The organism is Flavivirga jejuensis (assembly GCF_030540765.1).
GTDB lineage: Bacteria > Bacteroidota > Bacteroidia > Flavobacteriales > Flavobacteriaceae > Flavivirga > Flavivirga jejuensis.
Genome location: NZ_JAUOEL010000005.1, coordinates 232,867 through 257,933 on the forward strand (window position 1 = coordinate 232,867; position 25,067 = coordinate 257,933).

Consider the following 25,067-nt stretch of genomic DNA (forward strand, 5'->3'; position numbering starts at 1 on the left):
TCTAAAAGAATTTTATACAACAAAAATATTGACTTGATACCAAAAGACAAAAGACGAACTTGGATTGGAATTTTTTATCGAGAAATAAATATTGTTTCTGAAAATAGAATTAGAAAAATTAAAGCAGTTGGATGGAGAGGGAACTCTGTATTTGCATATTATGACTTAGACAAAGATGACTATTCAGGTAGCTACCATTAAAACACTTATAAAATAAAACGCTACACAATAATTAGAAAATGTCAACAAACATATTTAAAGTTAAAATAAAAAGCTATTCTCATGTCTTATTAGAATCAACTAATTTGATCAATGATTGCTTTGAAATGCCAAGATTATCATCGCACTTTTGCTATTTTCGTTTCTTAATCTGAAAATCCCTTTGGATTTTCACACAACAAATCATACACAAATCATTAGCAATAATATAATAGCCATGATTGAAATAAATTCAGATAATCTGTTAAATGAATATGCCGTTAATGAACAGGATGCGAACGGTAAATATTCTGGAAAGAAAGTGAAGATAACTGGTGAACTCTTTTTTATTGGAGAATCTCATACTGGAATTCCAATGCTATTATTTAAATCACCAGAAGGTATTCGGCTACAATTAGGTGCATATTTTAAAGGGGCTTGGGGTGATAAAAAAGACCTGTTAATTGAAGGAATCCCTACCACAGTTGAAGGAATCATTAAAGAAAAGACTTATGGTGACTTCATTAAAATCAATGGAGAAATTATTTCAAATTTTGGCTTTACGATTATCATGAAGTAGAATTAAATAACTACTGCTAACAACAAAACCTAAACTGCATTAAAAGGCAGCTTAGCCAAAACGTTGTAGCCAATTAAAAACAAGAACTCTAATGAATCTGAATGACAAAAAATTTGTGACTACTGAAAATAAAAGTGGATTATCATCTGATGAAACGATTTTTCACTACTTCCAGAGTGGAACTACAATTACTGGAAAATATAAAGGAGGTTCAATACTTGAAGGATTTATAGTTGGAAAGCAAACTCAAGATTCAAAAATTGAACTTTTGTATCAATGCTTAACAAACGAGGGAGAATTGAAAGCGGGAGAATCAAAAGGTAAGATTTCAAAAACACAAAATGGAAAACTTAAATTGGAATTTAACTGGAATTGGTTGAATGGAGATTTATCTGGTGGAAAATCAGAATATATAGAAATTGAATAAAAACTGGCTACGCCAGCTAGTCCTTGTATGCTCTAGTGCTTCGTCTTTGACGAGTACCGTATTGAGTAAGCAATAAAAAGATAAGCCACATTATAGCGTATAGTGAGGTTTTTTAGTTTAAATACTTTTAAGCTTAACGGCATTAACAAGGCTGTCAATTATATAAAAAATATATTTTTTATCTTCTTCGAATAAATGCTCAATATCGTAAATATCCGCTAGCGCGGAAATGTTTTCCGTGCCCATAATAAAATAAAGAAAACTTTTTTAGTGAGGTGATAGTTTCATATAATGGGGCTATGTTTGAGATTGATAATCAAGAATTTAAGGGTGTTTTCCGTGCCAGTAATATTGTTTAATAGCGTGACAATCTAATTAATATGATCACATCATTATCATATAAAATTTTGTTTAAAAAATGGATATATTATTAACTTTAAATACTAATAAACTCTTTCAAAAAGAACAAAATAGATAAATCGTTTTCAAAACCTTCCCTTATTCTTTGATAGGCAATACGCATTTGAGACTCAACAGTTTTTACAGAAATACCTAAGTGTTTTGCTATTTCTTGATATTTAAGCCCCGACAGTTTATTCAGTTCTAAAATTTCTTTACATTTAGGAGGCAGTGTATCTATAATCTCTTTTAATCTTTTAATCTTTCTATTAACTATGTCTTCATCCTCATCAATAGAATTCCTAACCGCTATTTCCTTTAGTTCATCAAAAAACGTGTCTTTACGTTTTAAACTTCTATAGTAGTCTAAGTAGTCTCTTTGGGCAACAGTATATAAATAACCCTTTACGGATTTTGTTATGTTAAGCTCTTTTCTTTTAGTCCAAAGCGTTATAAACAATTGTTGTACGATGTCTTCTGATGTTGATTTGTGGTAAGTATATACATTGATATAATTAACAAGATTCGCATAATACTTTTTAAATAATACTTCAAAAGCATTTTCATCATCATGTTTAATAGCGTTTATAAGCTTTAAATCTTGCATTAAATTAATTTGGTATACAAAAGTGTAAATATATATTGTAAAAAAAAAATTTAAAAAAGTGTTAATTTTTTTAAGGGTTTTTATGAAACGATTACGTCAACTGAATATATCATCAAAAAAAAATTAAAAATTGAAAAATTTAATTTTAAAATATTTAACTAATTCTATTTCTGAAATAGAACTGACTAAACTACGTGAATGGTTGAGAAGCCTTAAAAATCAAGAGAAATTCAGAGCCTACATTCAAGACGATTTTAATTTAAACAACCTTTATAATACTATTGATGTTGATACCGCTTTTAATAAAGTATGGAATAGTACTGAGAAAAAACGAAATAAGGTGCTCCCTTTATTTAAGAGACGATTTATTGGCTACGGCGTTGCTGCTTCTGTTGTATTTTTACTCTCTTTGGTTTATTTTTTTAATGGTGAAAAAATACCACAATATAATACACCTGTTACTTTAAATAATAACATTGAAATAGGTACTGATAAAGCTATTTTAACTTTAGAAGATGGTACTAATGTTCCTTTAGAAAAAGGTGAAAGTTATATTGCAAATAACGTTTCAAGCAATGGAGAAGGTATAGTGTATAGTACAACTAATGCTGCTAAAAAAGAAATTGCTTTTAATTATTTAACTATTCCACGAGGGGGGCAATATCATGTCATTCTATCGGATGGTACTCAAGTTTGGTTGAATTCAGATTCTCAGATAAAATATCCCGTAAGTTTTGTTGAAGGAAAAACTAGAAGTATTGAGTTAATTTATGGAGAAGCTTATTTTGATGTTTCTTCTAGTTCACAGCACAAAGGAGCAGATTTTAAAGTGCTTAATAGTAATCAAGAAGTTAGAGTTATAGGAACGGAATTTAATATAAAAGCCTATAAAGATGAGAATACTATTAAGACAACATTAGTCGAAGGTAAAGTTGAAATTAATTGTAAAGGGATTAATAAAATTTTAACTCCAAACCAACAATCAAGCGTAAATCTAGAAAACAACAAAATAACAGTGTCTTTAATTGATGTTTATAAAGAAATTTCTTGGAAAGATGGTGTGTTTAGTTTTGAAAATATGCCTTTAAAAGATATCATGAAAGTTTTATCAAGATGGTACGATATTGAAGTTGTATTTAAAAATAAAAACTTAGAAAACGTAACATTCAATGGAGGCCTTAAAAAGAAGCAGAGTATAGTAGATATACTATCAATAATTAAAAATATGAACAATATCGATTATGAAATCAATAATAAGACAGTAGTTCTTAGATAAAAAGAAAGGGAAAGAAAGTTGAATCGCTAAAACACAAGCTTTCATTTCCCCTTTGAAGTATTAATTATTTTATTAACTAACACCAAACAAATTTATGGAAATTAAATTTACAATGCCGCTTTTTCTAAAACGAAAGAGGCTTTTAACATTCTTTATGAGAACTTTTATATTCTTGTTTTGCACCACCGTTTTTAGTTTCTCATCTAAAGAAGTCCTATCACAGAATTCAAAAGTTACCATTGATATCGATAAAACGATAACAGTAGATGACGTTTTTAAGATGATTAACCAACAAACGGATTATTCATTTATTTACAGATCAGATTTATTTAAAGATTTTCCTAAAGTAGATCTAAAAAAGGGTGTAATCCAAGCAAACAAGCTTTTACGGTTAAGTATTGAAAGTAACGATTTTAATTTCATTGTAACAAAGGACAATACCATACTTATTAAAGAAAAATCTTTTTTAAGTGCAATTCAGCAATATAAAATTTCTGGTTTAGTTACAGATAAGGCAGGTGTTCCTATAGCTGGAGTTACTGTATTAGTAAAAGGTACTTACAACGGAACAGCTACTGATTTTGATGGAAAATATGCTATAAATGCTCATGATTCTGGAAATGTTTTAGTCTTTTCCTCTTTAGGTTTTGAAACTCAAGAAGTAACTATTGGAAACCAAACAATTATTAATATTACTCTTAATGAAAGTATTGATGAATTGGAAGAAGTAACAATTAATGCAGGTTATTATTCAACTACAGAGAGATTAAAAACAGGAAATATTAGTAAAATATCAAGCAAAGAACTAAGTAAATCTCCCGTTACAGACCCAATGGCTGCTCTTCAAGGTCGAATTCCGGGTATGGAAATTACTCAATCTAGTGGTAATCCAGGAGCTGCTTTTGAAGTTCAAATTCGTGGGAGAACACAAATTGATAAAATTAACGGAGCGTCAGACGAGCCCTTGTATATTGTAGATAATGTTCCAATAGCGAGCGGGAATGAATATATTAATCAACTGGGTTCTGCCATAAGTGCATCTACACTTAGTGGTTTAAGTCCCTTATATAGTTTGAATATAGCTGATATTGAAAGTATAGAGGTTTTAAAAGATGCAGATGCGACTGCTATTTACGGAAGTCGAGGTGCGAGTGGTGTTATTTTAATTACAACAAAAAAAGGTAAAAAAGGGAAACCAAAATTTAGTTTAAATGTTTCAAATGGAGCTAGTGTAGCTCCTTTACCAGATATGCTCACTACTAAAGAATATGTGGCTATGCGTAAAGAGGCTTTGTTAAATGACGGATTAGATCTAGAAACATTAGCAAATAGTACGAGTCTTTCTAATAGGAATAAAGTTTACGATTTGGTACAGTATGATACTTTAAGGGATAATAACCTTGCTAAGCAGTTAATAGGAGGAACAGCGTATACCACAGATGTACAGGCTTCTTTATCTGGCGGTAGTAATTTAACCCAATTTATTCTGGCTGGTGGTTACCATAAACAAACAACGGTAGTACCAGGAAGTTTTCCAAATAACAGAGTATCAGGTAGGTTTAATGTAACTACTACTACACCTAATAATAAATTCAGAGGTGATTTTTCTGCAAGTTATACGTCTACACTTAATACTAGTACATCATCAGACCTTTCATTCGGATTAACTTTACCACCTAACTATAAACTGTATGAAGATAATGGTGATTTAGCTTGGAACGAAGGCGGGTATAAATCTAATAATCCACTAGTCTATACTTTAGAAAAATACGAAGCTAGAACAACAACGCTTAATACAAATGCAGTACTATCATATAAAATATTACCTAGTTTAACTTTAAAGAACAGTATTGGGTATAATTTTATAACGTCTGATGAAAATACAATTAAACCATCAACATCGGTAAACCCCCTTGATAGAACAGGAGCCGATGGTACTTATCTGTTTGGATACAGTACCTTTAAAAGTTGGATTTTCGAACCTCAATTAGGGTACAGTAAATCTATTGGAAAAGGAACCTTAAATGCGTTAATTGGGGGCTCACTCCAAAGTCAAGAACATGAAGGGTATAGCATTTTTATAAATGGTTATGAAAATGATGATCAAATAGGATCGCTAGCTGTTGTTACTACAGATATGGTTGGTCGTGCTCCATCTGGTAATTTTTCAGAATACACATATGCTGCTTTTTTTGGGCGTATCAATTATAATTTCAACGATAAATATATTTTAAATTTAACAGGACGAAGAGATGGTTCTAGCCGATTTGGACCAGATTTTCGATTTTCGAATTTTGGAGCTATTGGTGCTGCTTGGTTATTAAGTAATGAAACTTTTATGAAGGCAATTCCTTTTATAAGTTTTGCAAAACTTCGAGCTAGTTATGGTGTAACCGGAAATGATAAAATAGGAAATTATAAATATCAAGATGTTTATTCGCCTGGTGGGAGTAGTACTAGCTATAACGGTGAGGTGGCACTTAAACCTACTTCTTTGTTTAATCCTGATCTACATTGGGAAAGGAATATTAAAACAGAGGTGGCAATAGATTTAAATTTGTTTAAAGATCGTTTACAATTTTCACCATCATGGTATCGAAACAATTCTTCCGATCCTTTGGTTAGCTATCTTTTACCAGGAGTAACAGGTTATAACAGTGTAGTTAATAATTTAAATGGTGTTATTGTACAAAATCAGGGTGTAGAATTACAATTAACTTCTATAAATATTGAAAACAAAAATTTTAGATGGAGTACTAACTTTAACATAACAATTCCAAGTAATAAACTGTTAAAGTTTCCAAACTTTGAAGAGTCATCATATATTAATTCTTATGTAATAGGACAGTCTCTTAATACTGTTATTGCAGGACATGTTATAGGGGTTGATCCTGATACTGGTTTATATTTGTTACAAGATTACAACGATAATGGTACGTTTGATCTTGTTTCTGATGGTGATTTAAAACCGCAGCTTAATACAGATCCTGAATTCTATGGAGGACTTCAAAACGCTATTTCATTTAAAAGTATTACTCTAGATTTTTTATTTCAGTATAGAAAACAGATGGGTAGAAACTGGCTTAGCTCCTATACATCTTTTACCAGCCCAGTAGGTGCAGTAGGAAAAAATTATCCTGATGTTGTTTTAGATCGTTGGCAAAATATAGGAGATGTTACAGATATTCAAAAATTCACAACATCTGCTTCATTTTTTGATCTTTATAATTTAAATGGAGGCCATGCACCAGCGTATTTTTCAGACCTTCATTACACAGATGTTTCTTTTATACGTTTAAAAAATGTGTCTTTATCATACGATCTTCCTGAAAACATGTTGAAAGGGCTAGGAGTGAGTGCTTTTCGTTTTTATGCACAGGGGCAAAATCTATTAACTTTTACGTCATACAAGATTGGAGATCCAGAAACAGCTACATTAAACAGGTTGCCTCCATTACGTACCTTTATTATGGGTGCTCAAATTAGCTTTTAATATCTAAAAAATACTCATTATGAAATTAAAAAACAATAGAATATCGTTTTATTCGACCAAAAATATACTTGTTATTATCTTAATATTAATTAGTTATACTAGTTGTGAAGAGTTTGTAGATTTAGATTTACCACCAGATTTAATAAATACGGATAAGGTATTTGAAAATGAAGGTAGTGCACAGGCTGCTATGAGAGGTATTTATGCATATTCAAGCAGTAGTTCAGCAATAACTTCTATGTTTAAATTTGTTGGATTATCTTCAGATGAATTAGAGAAACTTAGTTATAATGTAGAAGAAACCATGTTTGCAACAAATGTAATAGCTTCAAATAGTAGTACTATTTCAAATATCTGGCGGGGTTTTTATAATATAATCTACCAATGTAATAATTTGGTTTTAAATGTATCTGAGTCAACCAATTTATCGGAAGACACAAAAAATCAATTGGTAGGAGAAGCCAAATTTATGAGAGCATTTTGTTATTTTTATTTGACAAACTTATGGGGAGATGTCCCCCTTAGTTTAGTTGTTGATTATGATGTTGTTAGATTGCTCCCTAGATCATCAGTCGCTCAAATTTATGCTCAAATTGAAGAAGATTTGCTAGATGCACAGAATAAATTAAGCAGTGACCTTTATACAACGGCAGGAGAAAGAATTCGAGCAAATAAATGGGCTGCAACGGCCTTATTAGCACGAGTAAGGCTATATCAAGAAAATTGGGCTGATGCAGAAACTCAAGCAAGTGCTGTTATCAATTCGGGTTTCTATGAATTAGAATCTTTAACTGAAGCCTTTTTTGCTACTTCTCGCGAGAGTATTATACAATTGGCTAATTCTTCTGTCAATAGATATACTTTTGTGAATTTAACAGGCTCTACAGTGGCGGCACCAACATATAGATTAACCTCGTTTATAGCAGACAATATTTCATCTGATGATGGAAGAAGAGCTGAATGGTTGACACCTACCTTAAATGGGGTTTATAAATATAAAACCTATTCAAATACAAGAGGGCCAGAGACTACAGAAGCAACCAACATACTAAGATTGGCAGAAATGTATTTAATACGAGCTGAAGCAAGAGCACAACAAGATAACGTTATAGGATTGAATAGTGCTGAATCAGATTTAAATACAATTCGTTCAAGAGCTGGTCTGTTGGGCACAACTGCAACAACTAAAGTTACAATGTTACAAGAGATTTATACAGAAAGAACGAGAGAGCTTTTTGGAGAATGGGGACATCGCTGGCTGGATGTTAAAAGAACAGGGCAAGCTGATGCTATTTTTGGGGCTAATAAAACAGGGTGGGTTTCTCAAGCAGCACTTTACCCTATTCCCTTTGATGATTTAGAAAGAAACCCTAATTTATAGTAAAACTTCAGTATTAAAAGTAAAAAACAATCCATAAATAATTATATATATGATTATGAAAAAAAATATTATACTTGCGCTTATATTAATAACTCTGTGGAGTTGTAGTAAAAAAAATAAAGATGAAAACTTTAACTTAACTGTAAAAATAAATAATTTAAGTAATCCTAAAGCCAAGATATATTTAACAAAATCACTAATAAGAATTAACGATAATATTATAGATTCTGTTAGTTTGAAAAATGGCATATTTCACATTAAGGGAGAAATGCCAGAGCCAAGTCAAATTTTCTTAGTTATAGACAAAAAAGGTACTGGTCTCAAAGATCTAAAAAACTGGAGTGGTATATTAGGTATGTACCTTGAAAAAGGAAATATTCATGTTAGTATTAAAGATTCCAAAAATGACTATATTACGAGAGAAGATGCTGTTATTACGGGTTCAAAATTAAATACCGAATTTAAAGCATATAACAAAATAATTAATAGTCCAACAAAATATGATGATGATTATAATCATGTAAATGAATCTATTAAAGAAGAAGTGTCTGATGAAAAAAAGAAGGAATTAAAAACACGAAAAAAAGAGATAAGTAATAAAAGAAGAAGGTATAAAGATTCGCTTATATTTGATTTTATAAAACAAAAACCTAATTCATATCTTAGTTTAAAATTACTAAATGATTTAGAACAAAGAGGGTTTGAAGAAGGAGCGCTAAAACCCTTTTTTGAAACTTTTCCTCCAGAGTTACGTCATAGTAGATTAGGGCTGAAATTTTTAGAAAACCTAAATAAAAAACGTCTTGATATAGGAGCGTTTGCCATAGATTTTACTCAAAATAATGAAAAGGGAAATCCCATAAAATTATCTGATTTTAGAGGAAAATATTTACTGTTAGATTTTTGGGCTTCCTGGTGTGCGCCATGTAGAGCCGAAAACCCTAACTTAGTTACCGCTTATAAAAAATACCACGATAAAGGGTTTGAAATATTAGCCGTATCGTTAGATAAAAAAAGAGAAGCATGGTTAAAAGCCATTAAACAAGAAAACCTTCCTTGGTCGCATGTGTCAGATTTAAAAGGTTTTGAAAATGAAGTGGCTAGATTATACAATGTTCATTCTATCCCTAAAAACCTTCTAATTGATCCCAAAGGAAAAATTATAGCAATAAATTTAAAAGGCTATATATTAGAAGAGAAATTATCCCAAATATTTAAAAAATAAAAAGCTTTAACACATTCTTAATGAGGGTATGTCCTGTTTTTTGTCTTTGCTATATAAATAATTTGAGTTAGTCACTCTTTTATATTTCTAAATAAAGAAGATTTATAGATATTAAGGACTGTTTAAAACAGTCCTTAATTATTAAAACAGTCAAAAAGGAGTTATATAACCCTACGAAATCCTAATTTATTCTAATCTATAAAATAGAGAAATTTACATGAAACGCACTTTAATTTTATCAATTATCTTTTTTGTCTTATTAACAACCAGAGGTTTAGCACAAGCTATTAATTATAATGCGCCTTTACCTGTAGATGAAACTATAAGAAAAGGTGTTTTACCTAATGGTTTAACATATTATATTAAAAATACAGATATAGTAAAAGCTGCTGCCAGTTATTATATTATTCAAAACGTGGGTTCAATTTTAGAGAATGAAAACCAACAAGGGTTAGCACATTTTTTGGAGCATATGGCGTTTAATGGTACCGAGAGTTTTCCAGGTAAGGGTATCTTAAATACGCTTCAAAAATATGGAGCTGTATTTGGGAAAGATATCAATGCTTATACAGGATTCGATGAAACTGTTTACAATTTAAATAACATTCCAACAAAAGAAGGTTTGGTAGATACCTGCTTAACAGTATTAAAAGATTGGTCAAACTATTTATTGTTAACAGATGAAGAAATAGATGCAGAACGTGGCGTAATAAAGGAAGAATGGCGTGCGCGCCAAAATGGGAAAATGCGTTTGTTTAAAACGAGTTTACCTATAGCATTTAACCATTCAAAATATGCCAATAGATTACCTATAGGTTTAATGAGTGTTGTAGAGAATTTTGATTACAAAGCCCTTCGCGATTTTTATCACGATTGGTATAGAACCGATTTGCAAGCTATTGCAATTATTGGTGATTTAGATGTTAACGAAATAGAACAAAAAATCATAGAAAAGTTTTCAAAAATCCCAGCGGTTGATAACCCAAAAGAACGTTTTGTAATTGATATTCCAGATAATGACACCATGATGTATAGCTTAGGTAAAGACCCCGAAGTATCTACGGCTAATATTAGTTTTGCTATTCGTCAGAAAAAATCGTTAGAGACAGAAACAGTTGCTGATTTAAAGCGGTCGTTATTAGAATCTATGGCAACCAGAATGTTATCTGTAAGAATTTTAGAAAAAGCGCAAAATCCAGAAGCTAGTTTTTTAGGAGCTGGAATTAGCTATGGGTCAATGTCTAGAACTTTTAATGCGTTTAACATGAGGATTTCACCTAAACCAAATCAACAAAAAGAAGCCTTTAAAGAGGTTTTAACCGAGGTTTTAAGAGCAGTTAAGCATGGTTACTTACAATCAGAAATAGATAGAGCTATTGCAAAAATGTCAAGCTCTTACGAAAATCAAATTGCTAAGAAAAGCGATATGAGTCATAAACAAATTGAAAAATCTATTCAAAATAACTTTTTGAACAATAGTACCATTACAGATGTAGAAAAAGAATACGATATCGCAAAACAAATATTGAGTGCTATAACTCAAGAAGAGCTTCATAATACTATAAAAATGTTATATGCAAAAAAAAGCAGGTATATAAATGTAACAGGTGTTGAAGGTCAAGAAAATTTAACAGAAGAAGACGTTAAACAAATTATTACAGGTGTTGAAAACGATGCAGCTTTAGAGCCATACTCTGAAGTATTAGAAGGAAAAACGTTAGTATCAGACCTAAATATTAAAGCAGGAACCATTGAGAAAACCAAAACAAATAAAGAAATAGGCGCCACTACATATACTTTAAGTAATGGTATTAAAGTACATTACAAATTTGTTAATAAAGAAAAAGACAAAGTATCTTTGAATGCCATTAGCTATGGGGGTACCTCGCTTTTAAAAGATGAAGATTTACCATCAGCAAGTTTAGTAGATAACTTAATTCAAATGTCTGGATTGGGTGATTTTACAACAATCGATTTACAAAAAGTATTGGCAGGAAAAACAGCAATTGTTAGAATACGTTTAGGTAATATAAACGAAACACTCTCTGGTAGATCAAATACAAAAGATGTTGAAACAATGTTACAATTAGCACATGTTTATTTTGTAAAACCACGTTTTGACGAGCAAGCGTTTAAAGTTTTAGAAAGTAATATAAACAATCATGTTATTAAAAGAAGCAAAGACTTAGCCGAAAAAATGAAAGATAGTTTAACCATAGCTTTATATGGTAAAAACAACCCGAAAAAGCGGATTTTTAACCAAGATTATGTTAACGATATTTCATTTGAAAAGATAAAAACCATATATAAAGACCGTTTTTCTGATGCTTCAGACTTTGAGTTTTTTATCGTAGGCGATGTTAAAGAGAGCCAATTAAAGCCTCTTTTAGAAACTTATATCGCTAGTTTACCAACTAAAAATATAAAAGAAAATTATAAAGACAACGGTTCAGAATGGGTATCAAATACGATAGATAAAGCTATTTATTTAACCATGGAAGTCCCAAAGGTCTCTGTAAATATTGTTTACAAAAAGGAAATGCCATATACAAAAAGCAACGTTGTTTATACCAATACTTTAGGCGACATATTACAATTACGAGTTACAGAAACCGTAAGAGAATCTGAAGGGGGAGCTTATAGCCCAAAAGCGAATGCTCGTTTTTTTAGAGAACCAAAATCGCAAGCTTACGTATCTTTTCGTTTTGATTGTAATCCAGATATGGCCGATAAATTAGTAGATGTTGTGAATGCTGAGTTACAAAAAATAGTTAAAGGGGACATTAAAGATGACGATTTAAATAAAATAAGAACAAATTTTATAAAAGAACGCAAACAAGCAAAAGATAAAAACTGGTATGATATGCAAGTACTTACATCTTACTTTAGATATAACGAGAACATTAACGACCCTAAAAACTTTGAAAAGATTGTGAATAAAATGTCTAAAAAAGACATTCAAAAAATAGCAAAGCAAATACTTGATGGAGGAAAATCATACGAAGTTGTATTCAAACCAAAACAATGAATTTACTTATATGAATAAAGTCATTTTTATTTTGCCCTTTTAGCTTTTCGTAAGTCCAAATTCTAAAGTCTGTAAAATGGTCAACAACTGTTTCTGAATTTTTTAGCTAGAGAGAACCAATTAGTTACTACTGTGAGTATAAACCTTCATTTATATTCACAGTCAGTTCCAGAAGAAGGATCTATTGCCACAAGTTTTACTTTTAAAGGCAATGCCAGTTAACTTAAAAAAGGAAATGTCTGTATCTGATTTTTTTAAAAGAGTAGCAAATATAAAAGAAGATGAAATTATGAAGTTCTTAAAAGAAAAAGAAGCAAGGAAACAAAAGAGAAAAAGTATAAAGAAAAATAAATAATGCTATTCATCAGTCCCCCCCCGCTAGCGCAATGTTTTCCGTGCCCGTAATAAAATAAAAGAAGGCTTTTGTAGTGGAGTGATAGCCTTATATAATGGGCTATATTTGAGATAAAGAATCACGAATTTAAGATATAAATCCGAGCTATCGGGTATACTATTTTCAGATCCATATCCATTAAAAACGATGTCTAGAGTGCCTGTTACCTATATCTTAATACCATTTTTTTCATGATTAAGTTTTTATTAAAATTAACGTGAATCTTGATTTAAGAGTTCAAGATGTCACTTCGAGTGTCCCGAACTTGCTTCGGGATATATCGAAAATTTATTGGTTTTCGATACGATTTTTTGCAAAAATCATTCTAACTGACATAAATTTTCTTACCCAAGATTCACGTTAAAATTAATTATCTAGTTTTGATGAGCCTCTGTAATGTTTGGGTTCGCATCAATTTCAGATTGGGGAATCTTGAATATCCATTCGTCATTTACAGAAGGTTTATCCACTATAAAACCATTTTTGTATAAAACCTCTGATGCACCAGAATTTGTTTGGTTAAGCCCTTCATCCCATCTAATTTGATCATGATAGCTAAATCCTTCACCCCATAGTTCAACTCTTCTTTGCCATTTAATCTCATCCATTAACTTTGTTTGAGTATCAAAAACTGTTTTGTCGAAAGCACTGTCTCTTTCTGATCCTAAAACATCAAGTGCGTCTTGTGCCCCAGTTATATCTGCCATCATCGCTTTTGCTTCTGCTTCTATTAAAACCATTTCAGCTGAACGCATATAAATAACATCATCAGGATCGATACCCCCAGGGGTTTTTTGTTTGAATTTTACATTCATATAAGGGTGTGTATTATGTCCAGTTGTTGCTCCATATTTAATGATAATTTCTTCCCAAGCATCCCAGAAATCATTTTCATTGTTATAATTAGAATCGGTTTCATAACTTCCGCCTTGATCATTAGAAGCGGCAGGGTTTGTATTTGGTGCTTGTGGCAACCAGGCTTGATTTCTATAATCTGTCGTAGGAATTTTATCGTATAATTCTTTACTTATAAGCTTTGGATTACTTCTGTTTTGACTACCGTTAAAAGCAAACGCTATATAGTAAAAATACGATTGGTAGTAATTTGTTTCTGTATCTATTACGTAACCACCCCATATAACTTCAGATAACTCATTGGTATTAAATCCAGAAAGCCAATCGGTTTCGTTTAGAAGCGGGTATCCATCTCTTGCAAGTGGGGCATATTTAGCGGCATTTTCCCAGTCTCCTTTAGATAAAGCAACACGAGCTTTTATACCATAGGCTGCATTTATAGATATGTGGGATTTGTTATTATGTGTGCTTGCTTTAAGTAAGTAACTAATAGCTATATCAATATCTTTTTCTATTTGAGTATATACTGCTTCAACGGTTCCTCTAGGGGCACTATCATAAGGTGCTCCCGAATCTAGTATTAAAGGTACACCAGCATCTGTTGATGGATCTCCAATAATATAACCTTTAGAAAATGTTGTAACTAATCTCCAATAGGACCATGCTCTGTAGGCATAAGCTTGACCTAATACGTTATTTAGGTTTTCAGTTTCTGGAAACTCTTTTTCTGCAGATGTATTAATTATAGCATTTGATACACTTATAAAGTGGTAGCGTTGAAACCAGAAATTAAACGCAGTTGTCGAAGATGCTAATGTGTGGTTTTGCCATTGTAAATCGGCTGTCATCCAACCATTACCAGGAGACGAGTGAATAATATTTCCGCCTATAGCATCCAAAGAGGGAATGAAGTGACTTTCTCCAGATCGACTTGATGAGCCTCCTTCTAATACATTTTGGGCATACATCATTCTGTGCAAACCGTTAATTACAAGTGCCATACTTTCTTCACTAGAAAGTGCTGCCTCTTCTGATATTGAATCTGTGGGGATATTTTCAAGATACTCCTCTGAGCAGGAAACAAAAATAACTATTGACAAAGCAAGTAGTAATATGATTTTTTTTTGTATCATTTTATATTGTTTTAATTTAATAATATTAATTTAAAAAGAAAGATTAACACCAACTGAGATTACTCTACTTGGGTTATAATCATTACCCGATGGTGTTCCAGAAAGGTTATATTGTGGATTTAAACCATTTCTTTTAGTAAAAAGCAATAAGTTTTCTCCAGATAAGAATAACTTTAATTGATCGATACCGAATTTTTGAGAAACGTCCTTATCTAAGCTATAAGATATATTCGTGTTTTTTAGTGCTATATATGAGGCGTCTGTTAACCATCTAGATGATAAAGAAGGAGATAAATCTGATTCACCATTTTCTAACCTAGGAACATCTGTTATATCTCCAGGGTTTTGCCATGCGTTAAGCGCATCTGGATGTAATGATTCTCCATAAGCCCCTTCATGCATCATATTGGCGTACCCATAATCTAAAATATCGCCTCCAATTTGGTAAGTAAATAAAAAGCTAAGATCTAAATTTTTATATTTAAAGGCGTTTGATACAGCTCCTATAATATCGGGTATTGAGGTAGCATCAACATAGCCTTTTCCTGCTTCTTCAAAATTGTTTGTTGTTGCGTGGGTTCCATTTGCATTTAATACAGCTACACCAACTTCGTCATCAATTTCTTCATACATGTAAAATAAAGCATCGCCATTGCTTGGGTCTACACCTGCATAATCATATATGTAATAGTCATATCTTGAGCGCCCTGCTTCCCAACGTTTAGAGCCATCAATAAATGGAGCAGGGAGGTATGTAATTTCATTTTTAAGTGTTGAGGCTTGTATTCCCAAATTCCAAGAAAAGTTATCAGATTGAATAATTAGAGCATTTATTCCAACTTCAAAACCTTGGTTGTACAAATCTCCAACATTGTCAGGTGCTACAGTTTGACCTTCAGATCCTGGTATTGGTACATTATAAAGTAGATCAGATGATATTTTTTTATAAAATTCAAATGCACCCGTTAAGCGATTGTTAAATAGGCCATATTCTAAAGCAATATCAAAGCTTTCTGAGGTTTCCCATTGTAATTCAGAATTACCTGTAGTATCCCATCGTAATCCTGGAGTTCCAGCGTTTGAATAGATGGCATATAGCGGTTGAGAGATATAATAATTTAAACTTCCATCACTATTTTCTAATTGATCATTTCCTACACCTCCATAAGATGCTCTTAATTTTAAATTATTTACAAAAGATACATTATCCATAAAATTTTCTTGGCTAATTCTCCAAGAGCCCCCAATAGAGTAAAATGTACCCCATTTACTGTTTGTGAAAACAGAAGAGCCGTCTCTTCTTGCAGATGTGCTTAGGTAATAGCGACTATCAAAGTCGTAATTAAGTCTTCCTAAATAACCTTCAAGATTGTAGTCTGTACTACTACCATCTGCAGATAGAACTTCAGAAAAATTGTCTAGCTCATAAATACCAGCGATGGTTTCTGTGCTTTTAAAAGCGCTGTTTTCTGAAAAATTTCTACTAAAACTTTCATGACCCAAAGTGATATCTAAATTGTGCTTCCCAAAAGTTGTGTTGTAATTAATTAATTGATTGAAGTTTTCCACAGTTCTTTTAAATCTAGCATCTTGAAACCTAGCTGTTGGAGATCCATCTCCAACAAGGGCATTTTCATAACTTTGGTTTACACTGTCTTGAATATCTTGACCGTATAAAAAGCTTACTTTTAAACCTTCAATTATGGAGAAATCAGTATTGTATCTAAAACCATACTTATTTCTTTTTGTGAGTTCGTTATTTAAAATGGCTTCTTCCAGGGCATTTCTTCCAACGTCTGTAGGTCTAGAGAGTATGCCTAATGTAGCATCACTTTCTCCTCTATCCCATCGAATGGCTCCAGTCTCGTCATAAAGATATGCTCCTGTATTTGGGTCTAGTAAGTATGGAGAGTAAATAGACCCCATATTTTTTGCAAAGGCAAAAACATTAGCGGCAGAGCTGCCTCTTGAAGGAGAACCTGTTGTTGTTTCTGATGTGAAGTATGCACCACCTCCCATAGATAACCAACCGGTCGCATTAAAAACGGTATTTAACCGGGCTGTAGTTCTCTTATAAGAACTTTCAATTACGTATCCTTTTTCATCTAAATTAGATACTGAAAAAAATGCTGAGTGTTTGTCTCCACCTCCTGATACGTTAATAGAATGGTTTTGTCTTGTTCCTGTTCTTTCAAGAGCATCATACCAATCTAAATCTTGAGCTATAATTTGGGCATCTGGATTCAACTTGCCATCTATTCCTACTATTTGATCATTTGCAACATTAAAAGGGTTTCTTCCTAAACGGTTAAAAATGGTAGAAGAAGCTTCTATAGCTGCAGCTTCATCTCCTCCCAAAGAGTTTTTGTAAGCTTGCCACATTAGTTCGTAGTAATCACCAGGTCCAACAGCGTCATATTCATCAATGGCCTTTGTTATAATTCCAAATTGGCTAGAAGCACTCACTTTAATAGCATTTTCTTTTTTTCCTTTTTTAGTTGTAATAATAACAACTCCATTTGCTGCCCGAGAACCATAAAGAGAGGTTGAAGCAGCATCTTTAAGTACTGTTAAGGACTCTATATCGTCTTGATTTAAAGTGTTTAAACCTCCTTGAAAAGATACGCCATCTACTATATATAAAGGATCTGTCGATCCACTTAGTGTTCCAACACCTCTAATAACAATACTTGGTGAAGACCCTGGTTGTCCAGATGCAGAAATAAATTGCACACCTGTAGCATTTCCTTCAATAGCGGCTATTGGTGATGTTAAAGGTCTTGTTTCGAAACTTTCCGATTTAATAACACTAGCCGACCCCGTAAATGCTTCTTTTGTTGTAGTACCAAAAGCGACAATAACAACTTCTTCTAATGTAGAAACATCTTCGTTTAATGTTACATCGATTGAATTTGAATTTGTAATTTTAGTTTCGTAGGTTATGTATCCAATAAAGCTAAATACAAGAGTAGCTCCTAGATTAGCTTTAATTGAATATTTTCCATCAAAATCTGTTGTAATACCAGTAGCTGTACCTTTAATTAAGATTGTTGCTCCTGGAAGAGGTAAGCCAGAATCGTCTGAGACTATACCAGAAATTGTCTTTTCTTGTGCAAATGTTAGTTGCACAGCAAACGCTAAAAATAGCGTTATAATTCCACTAAATTTCGTTGTGTTTTTCATATAAAAATTTTTGAATTAGTTGTTTTAAAGTTCCTAATAATAAGCTATCGAAACAATAAATAGCAATGAAATCTAAACCTTACATATTGATTTTTATCAAAATGATAAATACCATTGGAAACCTACAATCAACCTTATGTGAATCTTAAAATTTGATAGTCTAAATTATGTATATCTTAAAATTTAATTCTCCACTATTATTGTGTACTAACTGTTATTATGAACCTTAAAATTATTTGCTTAGACCTGCTATCTACTGCAGTGATAAAAGTTTGAAGTTTTTAAATAAAACGACTAAGCAATCATGTATTTAATTGGTTTTTAGTAATGTAATTTGTATTAATACTAGTTGTTAAAACAGAAAATATTAGATTAACACGTTGTGCATTTATAAAAAGATGAGGCATGAATGAAACTTATGCCAAAGTTAAAGGGGGGTAGGGCTACTTATATATGTGTCTTGTTGGAAATACAGCAATATCATAATACCAATAAACGACTGTAGCCTTTTTCCACTTTTTTGCGCTGGATTGATTGATGTACCACCTAAGTCAGGGACTTTTTCGGAGAAATAAATATATGACACAAAATTTATCGCTAAGGGATTTAATTTTGTATTAGAAGGACAATTTTATGGTAACACCCAAATAACCTCCGTTAGAAAAGCACATCGGTAAAATGTGCTTTTCATAAATCCAAATTATTTTAATTTGATGACTAACTCAAATAACCCCGTTAGTGCAGAAATTTTTTCCATGCCCAATAGTTCTAGTGTGCACTAGCGCTTCGTCTTTAACGAGTGCCGTATTGAGTAAGCAATAAAAAGATAAGCCACATTATAGCGATATAGTGTGGCTTTTTATCTTCTTCGGGTAAATGCTCAATATCGTCAATACTCCGCTCTGCAAAGTCTCTCGATTTTGAGATCATTATAATTCGATTATTTATTTTATTCCTAGGTTACATTTTTATATATGTATAATAGAGTGACAATCTAATTAATATAATATTTGAATTATGACATTTTTATCTTGAGGAATCATCAATTTATCTAATTCCTTGCTAAGGACATATTGATGCTGTTCTTTTACAAACTCAGATATATTTTCAATTTGTAATATGTCGTTTTTGGCATATTTTTCAATCTTTTTATTTCGTATTCCTAATTGAATGGCTCTTCTCTCCAACTTTGCACCACATCTCTTTATATTGGGATTAAGGTAAATGGAAGAAGAGCAGAGTTACCACTGAAAATAAAATCAGCTATTTCTGATTGGGACGTAAATAAAAATTATATAATAAATTAGACTCTTAAAGAATTTTTACGCCTTGTAGAGAGTATTTATCTAAGATTGTAGAACTTGGATCCAGTTCTGTAATCAGAACATCTAGATCATTAATATCACATATTTTATATCTGTTAGATGTGTTAAGTTTTTCAGATATAGTTAATGATACAAGCTTTTTCGAAGCCTTAATCATCGCTTTTTTCACCTGGGCAATCTCCCAATCGATTGCTGTGATTCCCTCGTTTACATCTAAATAACTTGTTCCTAGAAAACAAATATCTGCTTTAATCTCTGATAAAATATTAATAGAACTACCACCAGTTGCTAATTGAGACTTTCTTGATAGTTTTCCTCCAATAAAAATGACGTCTTCATGCTCTGAAATATTATTAAGTAACTCTATTGCCATAGGCAAGCTAGGCGTAAAAAATGTTAGATTTAAATTTTTAGGAATTAGTTTGATTAACTCTAAATTAGTGGATCCTCCACTAATTAAAACGATATCTCCTTTGTTAAGTAAAGATATTCCTTTTTGAGCGATGATTGTTTTGCTTCCTAACTCGTAAACTTCTCTATTTCTTCCCGAATAGATATTAAATCCATTGGATACTGCACCACCATGTACTTTTTTTAATTTTTGTAAACCATCTAGTTCAGTAATATCTCTTCTCGCTGTATCAATGGATACTTTTAAAATCCCGGCCAAATCGGTTAAAAGCACTCTATTATGAATATGTACTTCGTTTAGAATAATTTGTTGTCGTTGTTTTTTATTCAATTATAAAGTATTTGTATGTTAATTTTAAGCGTTCGCAATATAAAAAAATACTCTAATATCGCGCAATTAAGCTGCAAAACAAATCAAAAATTGCTGTTTTATAGATGAAAAGCATGTGAAAGCAATATTTATTTGCTGTTATTTATTGCAAAATAATTTTATTGCTATATATTTGTGTCAAACAACTAACTTTTAAACAAAATCTCATGAAAAAAACAAATGAAAGCTTCTCATGCTTTAAGAGAGTTCAATTCATAAACAGTTTGTTAGTGTTTATGTTATTTGGATTTACAATTCATGGTCAGACAGACTATAAACTACAAGGTAATGTCGTTGATGATTTGGGACAACCAGTGCTTGGGGTGACTGTTCAGATTAAAAACACAAGCCATGGGGCAATTACTGATTTTGATGGTAGCTATAAGTTGCAAGCAAATCTAAACGCCCGTAGTTATGTACTTGTTTTTAGATCATTAGGTTTAACTACAAAAGAAGTCACACTAACGCTTGGTGCTCAAACGGAAGTTGTAACCGATGTTATTATGACCACAGATATTTTAGGGCTTGATGCTGTTGTGATTACTGGAGTAGGGGCATTAACAGCAAAAAAACAACTTGGAAACACTATTTCAACTGTTGAAGGATTAGATATTGCTCAATCTGGCTCGGTAGATATAACTGCTGGTCTTTCTGGAAAGTTGGCTGGAATTCAAGTTACACAAAACTCAGGTGATCCTGCTGGGGGTATTAGTGTTCGGTTAAGAAGTGCAAGTACAGTTAATGGTAGTTCGGATCCATTATATATTATTGATGGGGTATTTGTTAATAACAATTCTACTAATGTTTTGAATGTAACCAGTGTGATGCAAAACCGACTTTCAGATATTAATCCACAAGATATAGATAGAATTGAGATAATAAAAGGATCTGCAGCTGCAGCGTTATATGGCGCCAGAGCTGGTAATGGTGTTGTACAGATTTTTACAAAAAAAGGGAAATCAGGAAAACCTGTAATTACATTATCTAGTAGTGTGAATTTTAATTCACTAAGAAAGAAACGTGATTTTAATCAGGAACCTTTTGACTGGGCATCAAGTGATATTACGGTTCTTGATAAAGTGCCTGTAACAAGGTACGATTATCAAGATATGGTATTTGAAAATTCAACAGGAACCGATAATTATGTTTCGATTGCGGGAGGAAAAGACGATACAAACTACTTTGCTTCATTTTCTTATTTAAAGAATGATGGAATTCTCAAAAGCACTGATTTTGAAAGAGAGGCAGGAAGAGTAAGAATTAATCAAGTCATTAATGATTGGGCGTCTACTTCTATAGGAACCTATTTTTCTACAAGCAGAAGTCAAGATCTGCCTAATGGAGGTTATGAATTTGGACCATTACCAACTATATTATTTACAAATAATATCATTGATCCAAATCGTGATGTGGATGGAAATTATCCTAATCTGACCTTTTATCCAAACATTTTAGAATATATTGATACTTTTGATTTTCATCAAAATAATAATAGAATTATTAGTGATGTGCAAGTTAATCTAAAACCAGCAGATGGTCTTAAAATAAACTACACTCTTGGTTATGACAATGCTGAATCTATAGGTAGTACGTATGTTCCTATTGGCACCAATACGGTTTTATTAGGTAGTGCTAGTACCTCTACAATTAGTAACAAGCTAGTAAATAGTGATTTAAATGCTTCTTATGATAAAAAGATAGGAGAGTATATAAAATCTACAACAGCAATTGGGGGCTCTTGGCAATCAGAGAAGATTTTAGAACGTTCAATTTCAGGAACAGGATTGGCAGTAGGTATAGAAACTACAGATGGTGCAGCTTCTATCTCCACTAGGGAATTAAGAAGTGAAGTAACATTTTGGGGAGGCTTTTTACAACAAACTTTTGGTTTTAGTAATAAGCTTTTTATAACTGGTGCGATTAGACTTGATGGGGCTTCAGTATTTGCTCCAAAGGAAAGAACGCAATTTTTTCCAAAAGCTAGTATGTCTTACTTAGTTTCTGATGAAGATTTTTGGGAAAATAGTTTTGGAAGTACCATCAATAGTTTTAAGTTTAGAGCAGCTTGGGGAGAAGGAGGTAATCTTACTGGTATTAAAGCTTTCGATCGGTTTACACGTTATTCGCCAGGAAGTATTGATGGGAATTCTGGCGTTGTTGCTCCCACCCTACTTGGGAATCCTGATTTAAAACCTGAAAGACAATCTGAATTGGAATTCGGTATTGACATGGGATTGTTTAATAATAAGATAGGAATTGAGCTTACTTATTATAAACAAGATATAACAGATCTTTTATTAGAAAGAATATTATCTCCTTCAACCGGCTCAGGCACAAGGATCGAAAATATTGGAACGATGACTAACAGAGGTTTTGAGGCATTAATTACAGCCACACCAATTCAAACAAAAGATTTTAGTTGGTCTATTACTGGAACATACTCCACAAATAAAAACGAAGTAAATGATATAGAAGGAGAGCAATTTGGAATTGGGAATTTTGGGTTTTCTGTTGCTAAAAATGGTAATCCTTTAGGTGTTTTTTACCAAGGGTATTATGCAAGAAATTCGGATGGAAGTTTACTTTTAACTTCAGGAGGTCTTCCTCAAAGAGAAAAAGGGTCTTTCGATGTAAATGGAAACCCCGTTCCAGAAAGAGACGCATCAGGACAACCAAGTGGTGCTAATTTAAGCAAGGTTATTGGAGATCCAAATCCAGATTTTATAGCTTCTTTAACTAATGAGTTTAGATACAAAAACTTTTCATTCAGAATTCAACTTGATGCTGTTCAAGGTAATGATATTTTAAGCTGGGATACCCGTATGTTCTATAATTTTGGTGGTGGAAGTGCTACAGCTAGTGAATTAAGAGGAGACGAAGTTCGTGGAACTGGAGCGGCTAAATTTGGTATTGCTGAATCTTATATTGAAGACGGGTCTTATGTTAAGCTTCGTGAAATATCAGCTTCATATTTATTAAATAGACCTTTTGAAGGTGTTAGCAATATTAAATTAAGCTTAACGGGGCGTAATTTGTTTTCTATAGATAATTTCTCAGGATATGATCCAGAAGTAAATATGGATGCACAAAACAATGGCTCCAGAGGTGGTGTTATGGGGTTAGTCCCAATACCTAGTGTCATTAAATTTGGTGTAACAGCTACTTTTTAAGTATCAAAATCAATAAATTTTAAAATATGAAAAATATAAAAATATATACAATCGTAAGTGTTTTGCTTATAGGTAGTTGTTTATTTACAGCATGCGAAACTGATTTTGAAAATCCAAACAATCCTATTGAGGAGGTTGTTCTGCAAACAAAGGAAGGTCTCTTTGCATTAGCTACTGGAATTAGACAATACTACTCAGTAACTGCATTGAGGCAAGTCATAGAAGCCCCAGGAATTACTACAAGAGAGCTGGGAGTAACCAATACGTTTTTAAACATTAATGAACTCGCTAAAGGAGGCGCCGAATTACCTAGTGAAAGTGGTGGTATTACAAACCCTTGGGTGAATCTTTTACGTGCCAAAGGAATGGCAGAATCATTAATTAATGGTGCTAATACCGTAGAGCTTACCGATGGGACTAAAGCAGGGCTTTTGGCTTATGGGAATTTATTTAAGGCCATGTGTCTGGGATCATTAATTCAGATGTTCGAGCAAGTTCCAATAGATAATGCTCTAGATGGACAAGCACCTTTTAGTGATCGGGCAACGGTACTAGCTGAATGCATTGCGTTACTAGAAGATGCGCTTGATGTATTATCTGCTACAGCTATGTCTGATGATTTTAAATCAAGTGTTCTTTGGAATGACATTAATTTACAAAAAACAATTAATGCATTCCTTTCTAGATATCATTTGTTAGCAGGTAATTATACAGAAGCTATTACTGCTGCAGATACCGTATTAGATGATATTAGTCTTCCAATTAATTCAATGTGGGTCTTTGATGCTAATAATCAAAACCCTATTTGGAATAGAACCGTTAACTCAGAAGATCTAAACCCACAAACTAATTTTGGATTACTAGGGATGTATATTCCTGAAGTAGGAGATGGTCGGATTGATTTTTATCTAGGTGCAGGCGCTGGAAATGCAAATGCCGATGCTGGCGGTCAGGCTTTAAGTGAAATGCTTGGCTTTTTTGCTACGAGTACAACATCTATTCCAATCTATCTTCCTGGTGAAATGATGTTAAACAAGGCAGAAGCCTATGCGAGACAAGATCAATTGAGTAATGCCGTTATTCAATTAGATTTAGTAAGACAAAAAAATGATGATCCTCTTGGTGTTAACGCTGACCTTCCTGCCTGGACGGGTAATGCTGCAAGTCAGGTAGACATTTTGGAAGAAATATATAAGAACAGATCTATTGAGCTCTTTTTAACAGGCATGAGGCACGAGGATAGTAAAAGATTTCATCCTGATTTTGTAGTGCCTTCTGCAGCCAATACGACTAACGAAAGGAATAGGAACTTTTACCCCTATCCAAGTATAGAAAGAGAAAATAATCAAAATACACCTTCAGATCCATCCATCTAAAATATTAGTTTTTTTAAGTTTGTGTGTAAGAGTAGTAGTAATACTGCTCTTACACCAACTTAAATTTCAAAAATGGTGTATAATAAATAATTTGAATTATTTTTTGTTTCATATAAGTGAAAAATAAACAGTTATATGCGACGTTTTGATGCTTATTGGTGTTACATACAATACTAATTATTAAATCCTAAATTTAATTTTTAATTAAGGATACTAAAAAATCACTTCAATATATT

The 25,067-nt window shown here is 32.3% G+C and carries 16 protein-coding genes; 10 read left to right on the top strand and 6 right to left on the bottom strand.

Going from position 1 to position 25,067, the window contains the following annotated elements; all coding sequences use genetic code 11:
- Positions 1-436: 436 nt before the first annotated feature.
- Together Q4Q40_RS15015 and Q4Q40_RS15020 are read left to right on the top strand one after the other, a co-directional pair.
- Positions 437-778 carry an OB-fold protein gene (locus tag Q4Q40_RS15015; RefSeq protein ID WP_303302716.1) on the top strand — a complete coding sequence of 114 codons (342 nt, stop codon included), beginning with the start codon at positions 437-439 and terminating at the stop codon, positions 776-778.
- 91 nt (positions 779-869) lie between these two features.
- The gene (locus tag Q4Q40_RS15020; RefSeq protein WP_303302717.1) at positions 870-1,205 is read left to right on the top strand and encodes an avidin-fold protein; all 336 of its coding nucleotides are present in this window, start codon (positions 870-872) and stop codon (positions 1,203-1,205) included.
- Between the two features lie 436 nt (positions 1,206-1,641).
- Here Q4Q40_RS15020 and Q4Q40_RS15025 read toward each other — a convergent pair whose 3' ends face one another.
- A complete protein-coding gene (locus Q4Q40_RS15025; RefSeq protein ID WP_303302719.1) occupies positions 1,642-2,211 on the bottom strand; it encodes an RNA polymerase sigma factor in 570 nt (189 codons plus the stop codon).
- A 130-nt stretch (positions 2,212-2,341) separates the two neighbouring features.
- On the opposite strand from Q4Q40_RS15025, the gene Q4Q40_RS15030 reads away from it, so the two are divergent.
- The 6 genes from Q4Q40_RS15030 (at position 2,342) to Q4Q40_RS15055 (ending at position 12,969) form a co-directional block, all read left to right on the top strand.
- Entirely contained in the window at positions 2,342-3,487 is a 1,146-nt protein-coding gene (locus Q4Q40_RS15030; protein ID WP_303302720.1) for a FecR family protein, read from the top strand.
- A 154-nt stretch (positions 3,488-3,641) separates the two neighbouring features.
- Positions 3,642-6,980 carry a SusC/RagA family TonB-linked outer membrane protein gene (locus Q4Q40_RS15035; RefSeq protein ID WP_303302721.1) on the top strand — a complete coding sequence of 1,113 codons (3,339 nt, stop codon included), beginning with the start codon at positions 3,642-3,644 and terminating at the stop codon, positions 6,978-6,980.
- 19 nt (positions 6,981-6,999) lie between these two features.
- Positions 7,000-8,361: a RagB/SusD family nutrient uptake outer membrane protein gene (locus Q4Q40_RS15040; RefSeq protein WP_303302722.1), complete on the top strand. Its 1,362-nt coding sequence runs from the start codon at positions 7,000-7,002 to the stop codon at positions 8,359-8,361.
- A gap of 55 nt (positions 8,362-8,416) precedes the next feature.
- Entirely contained in the window at positions 8,417-9,586 is a 1,170-nt protein-coding gene (locus Q4Q40_RS15045) for a TlpA disulfide reductase family protein (RefSeq protein ID WP_303302723.1), read from the top strand.
- A 217-nt stretch (positions 9,587-9,803) separates the two neighbouring features.
- Positions 9,804-12,614 (top strand): M16 family metallopeptidase, encoded by a 2,811-nt coding sequence (locus Q4Q40_RS15050; RefSeq protein ID WP_303302724.1) that lies wholly within the window; start codon positions 9,804-9,806, stop codon positions 12,612-12,614.
- 184 nt (positions 12,615-12,798) lie between these two features.
- Complete coding sequence (locus Q4Q40_RS15055; protein ID WP_303302725.1) at positions 12,799-12,969, top strand: hypothetical protein; 171 nt, start codon at positions 12,799-12,801, stop codon at positions 12,967-12,969.
- A gap of 413 nt (positions 12,970-13,382) precedes the next feature.
- On the opposite strand, the gene Q4Q40_RS15060 is transcribed toward Q4Q40_RS15055, so the two are convergent.
- The 5 genes from Q4Q40_RS15060 to Q4Q40_RS15080 form a co-directional block, all read right to left on the bottom strand.
- Positions 13,383-14,996, bottom strand: coding sequence for a RagB/SusD family nutrient uptake outer membrane protein (locus tag Q4Q40_RS15060; protein WP_303302726.1), 1,614 nt, complete (start codon positions 14,994-14,996; stop codon positions 13,383-13,385).
- Between the two features lie 30 nt (positions 14,997-15,026).
- Entirely contained in the window at positions 15,027-18,179 is a 3,153-nt protein-coding gene (locus Q4Q40_RS15065) for a SusC/RagA family TonB-linked outer membrane protein (RefSeq protein WP_303302727.1), read from the bottom strand.
- Between the two features lie 792 nt (positions 18,180-18,971).
- Positions 18,972-19,109 carry a hypothetical protein gene (locus tag Q4Q40_RS15070; protein ID WP_303302728.1) on the bottom strand — a complete coding sequence of 46 codons (138 nt, stop codon included), beginning with the start codon at positions 19,107-19,109 and terminating at the stop codon, positions 18,972-18,974.
- 68 nt (positions 19,110-19,177) lie between these two features.
- Positions 19,178-19,405, bottom strand: a complete 228-nt coding sequence (locus Q4Q40_RS15075; protein WP_345027326.1) for a DUF4291 family protein — start codon at positions 19,403-19,405, stop codon at positions 19,178-19,180.
- A gap of 85 nt (positions 19,406-19,490) precedes the next feature.
- Positions 19,491-20,246: a DeoR/GlpR family DNA-binding transcription regulator gene (locus tag Q4Q40_RS15080; protein ID WP_303302729.1), complete on the bottom strand. Its 756-nt coding sequence runs from the start codon at positions 20,244-20,246 to the stop codon at positions 19,491-19,493.
- 206 nt (positions 20,247-20,452) lie between these two features.
- On the opposite strand from Q4Q40_RS15080, the gene Q4Q40_RS15085 reads away from it, so the two are divergent.
- Together Q4Q40_RS15085 and Q4Q40_RS15090 are read left to right on the top strand one after the other, a co-directional pair.
- Positions 20,453-23,455, top strand: a complete 3,003-nt coding sequence (locus Q4Q40_RS15085; protein ID WP_303302730.1) for a SusC/RagA family TonB-linked outer membrane protein — start codon at positions 20,453-20,455, stop codon at positions 23,453-23,455.
- A 26-nt stretch (positions 23,456-23,481) separates the two neighbouring features.
- Positions 23,482-24,831, top strand: a complete 1,350-nt coding sequence (locus Q4Q40_RS15090) for a RagB/SusD family nutrient uptake outer membrane protein (RefSeq protein WP_303302731.1) — start codon at positions 23,482-23,484, stop codon at positions 24,829-24,831.
- Positions 24,832-25,067 lie beyond the last annotated feature (236 nt).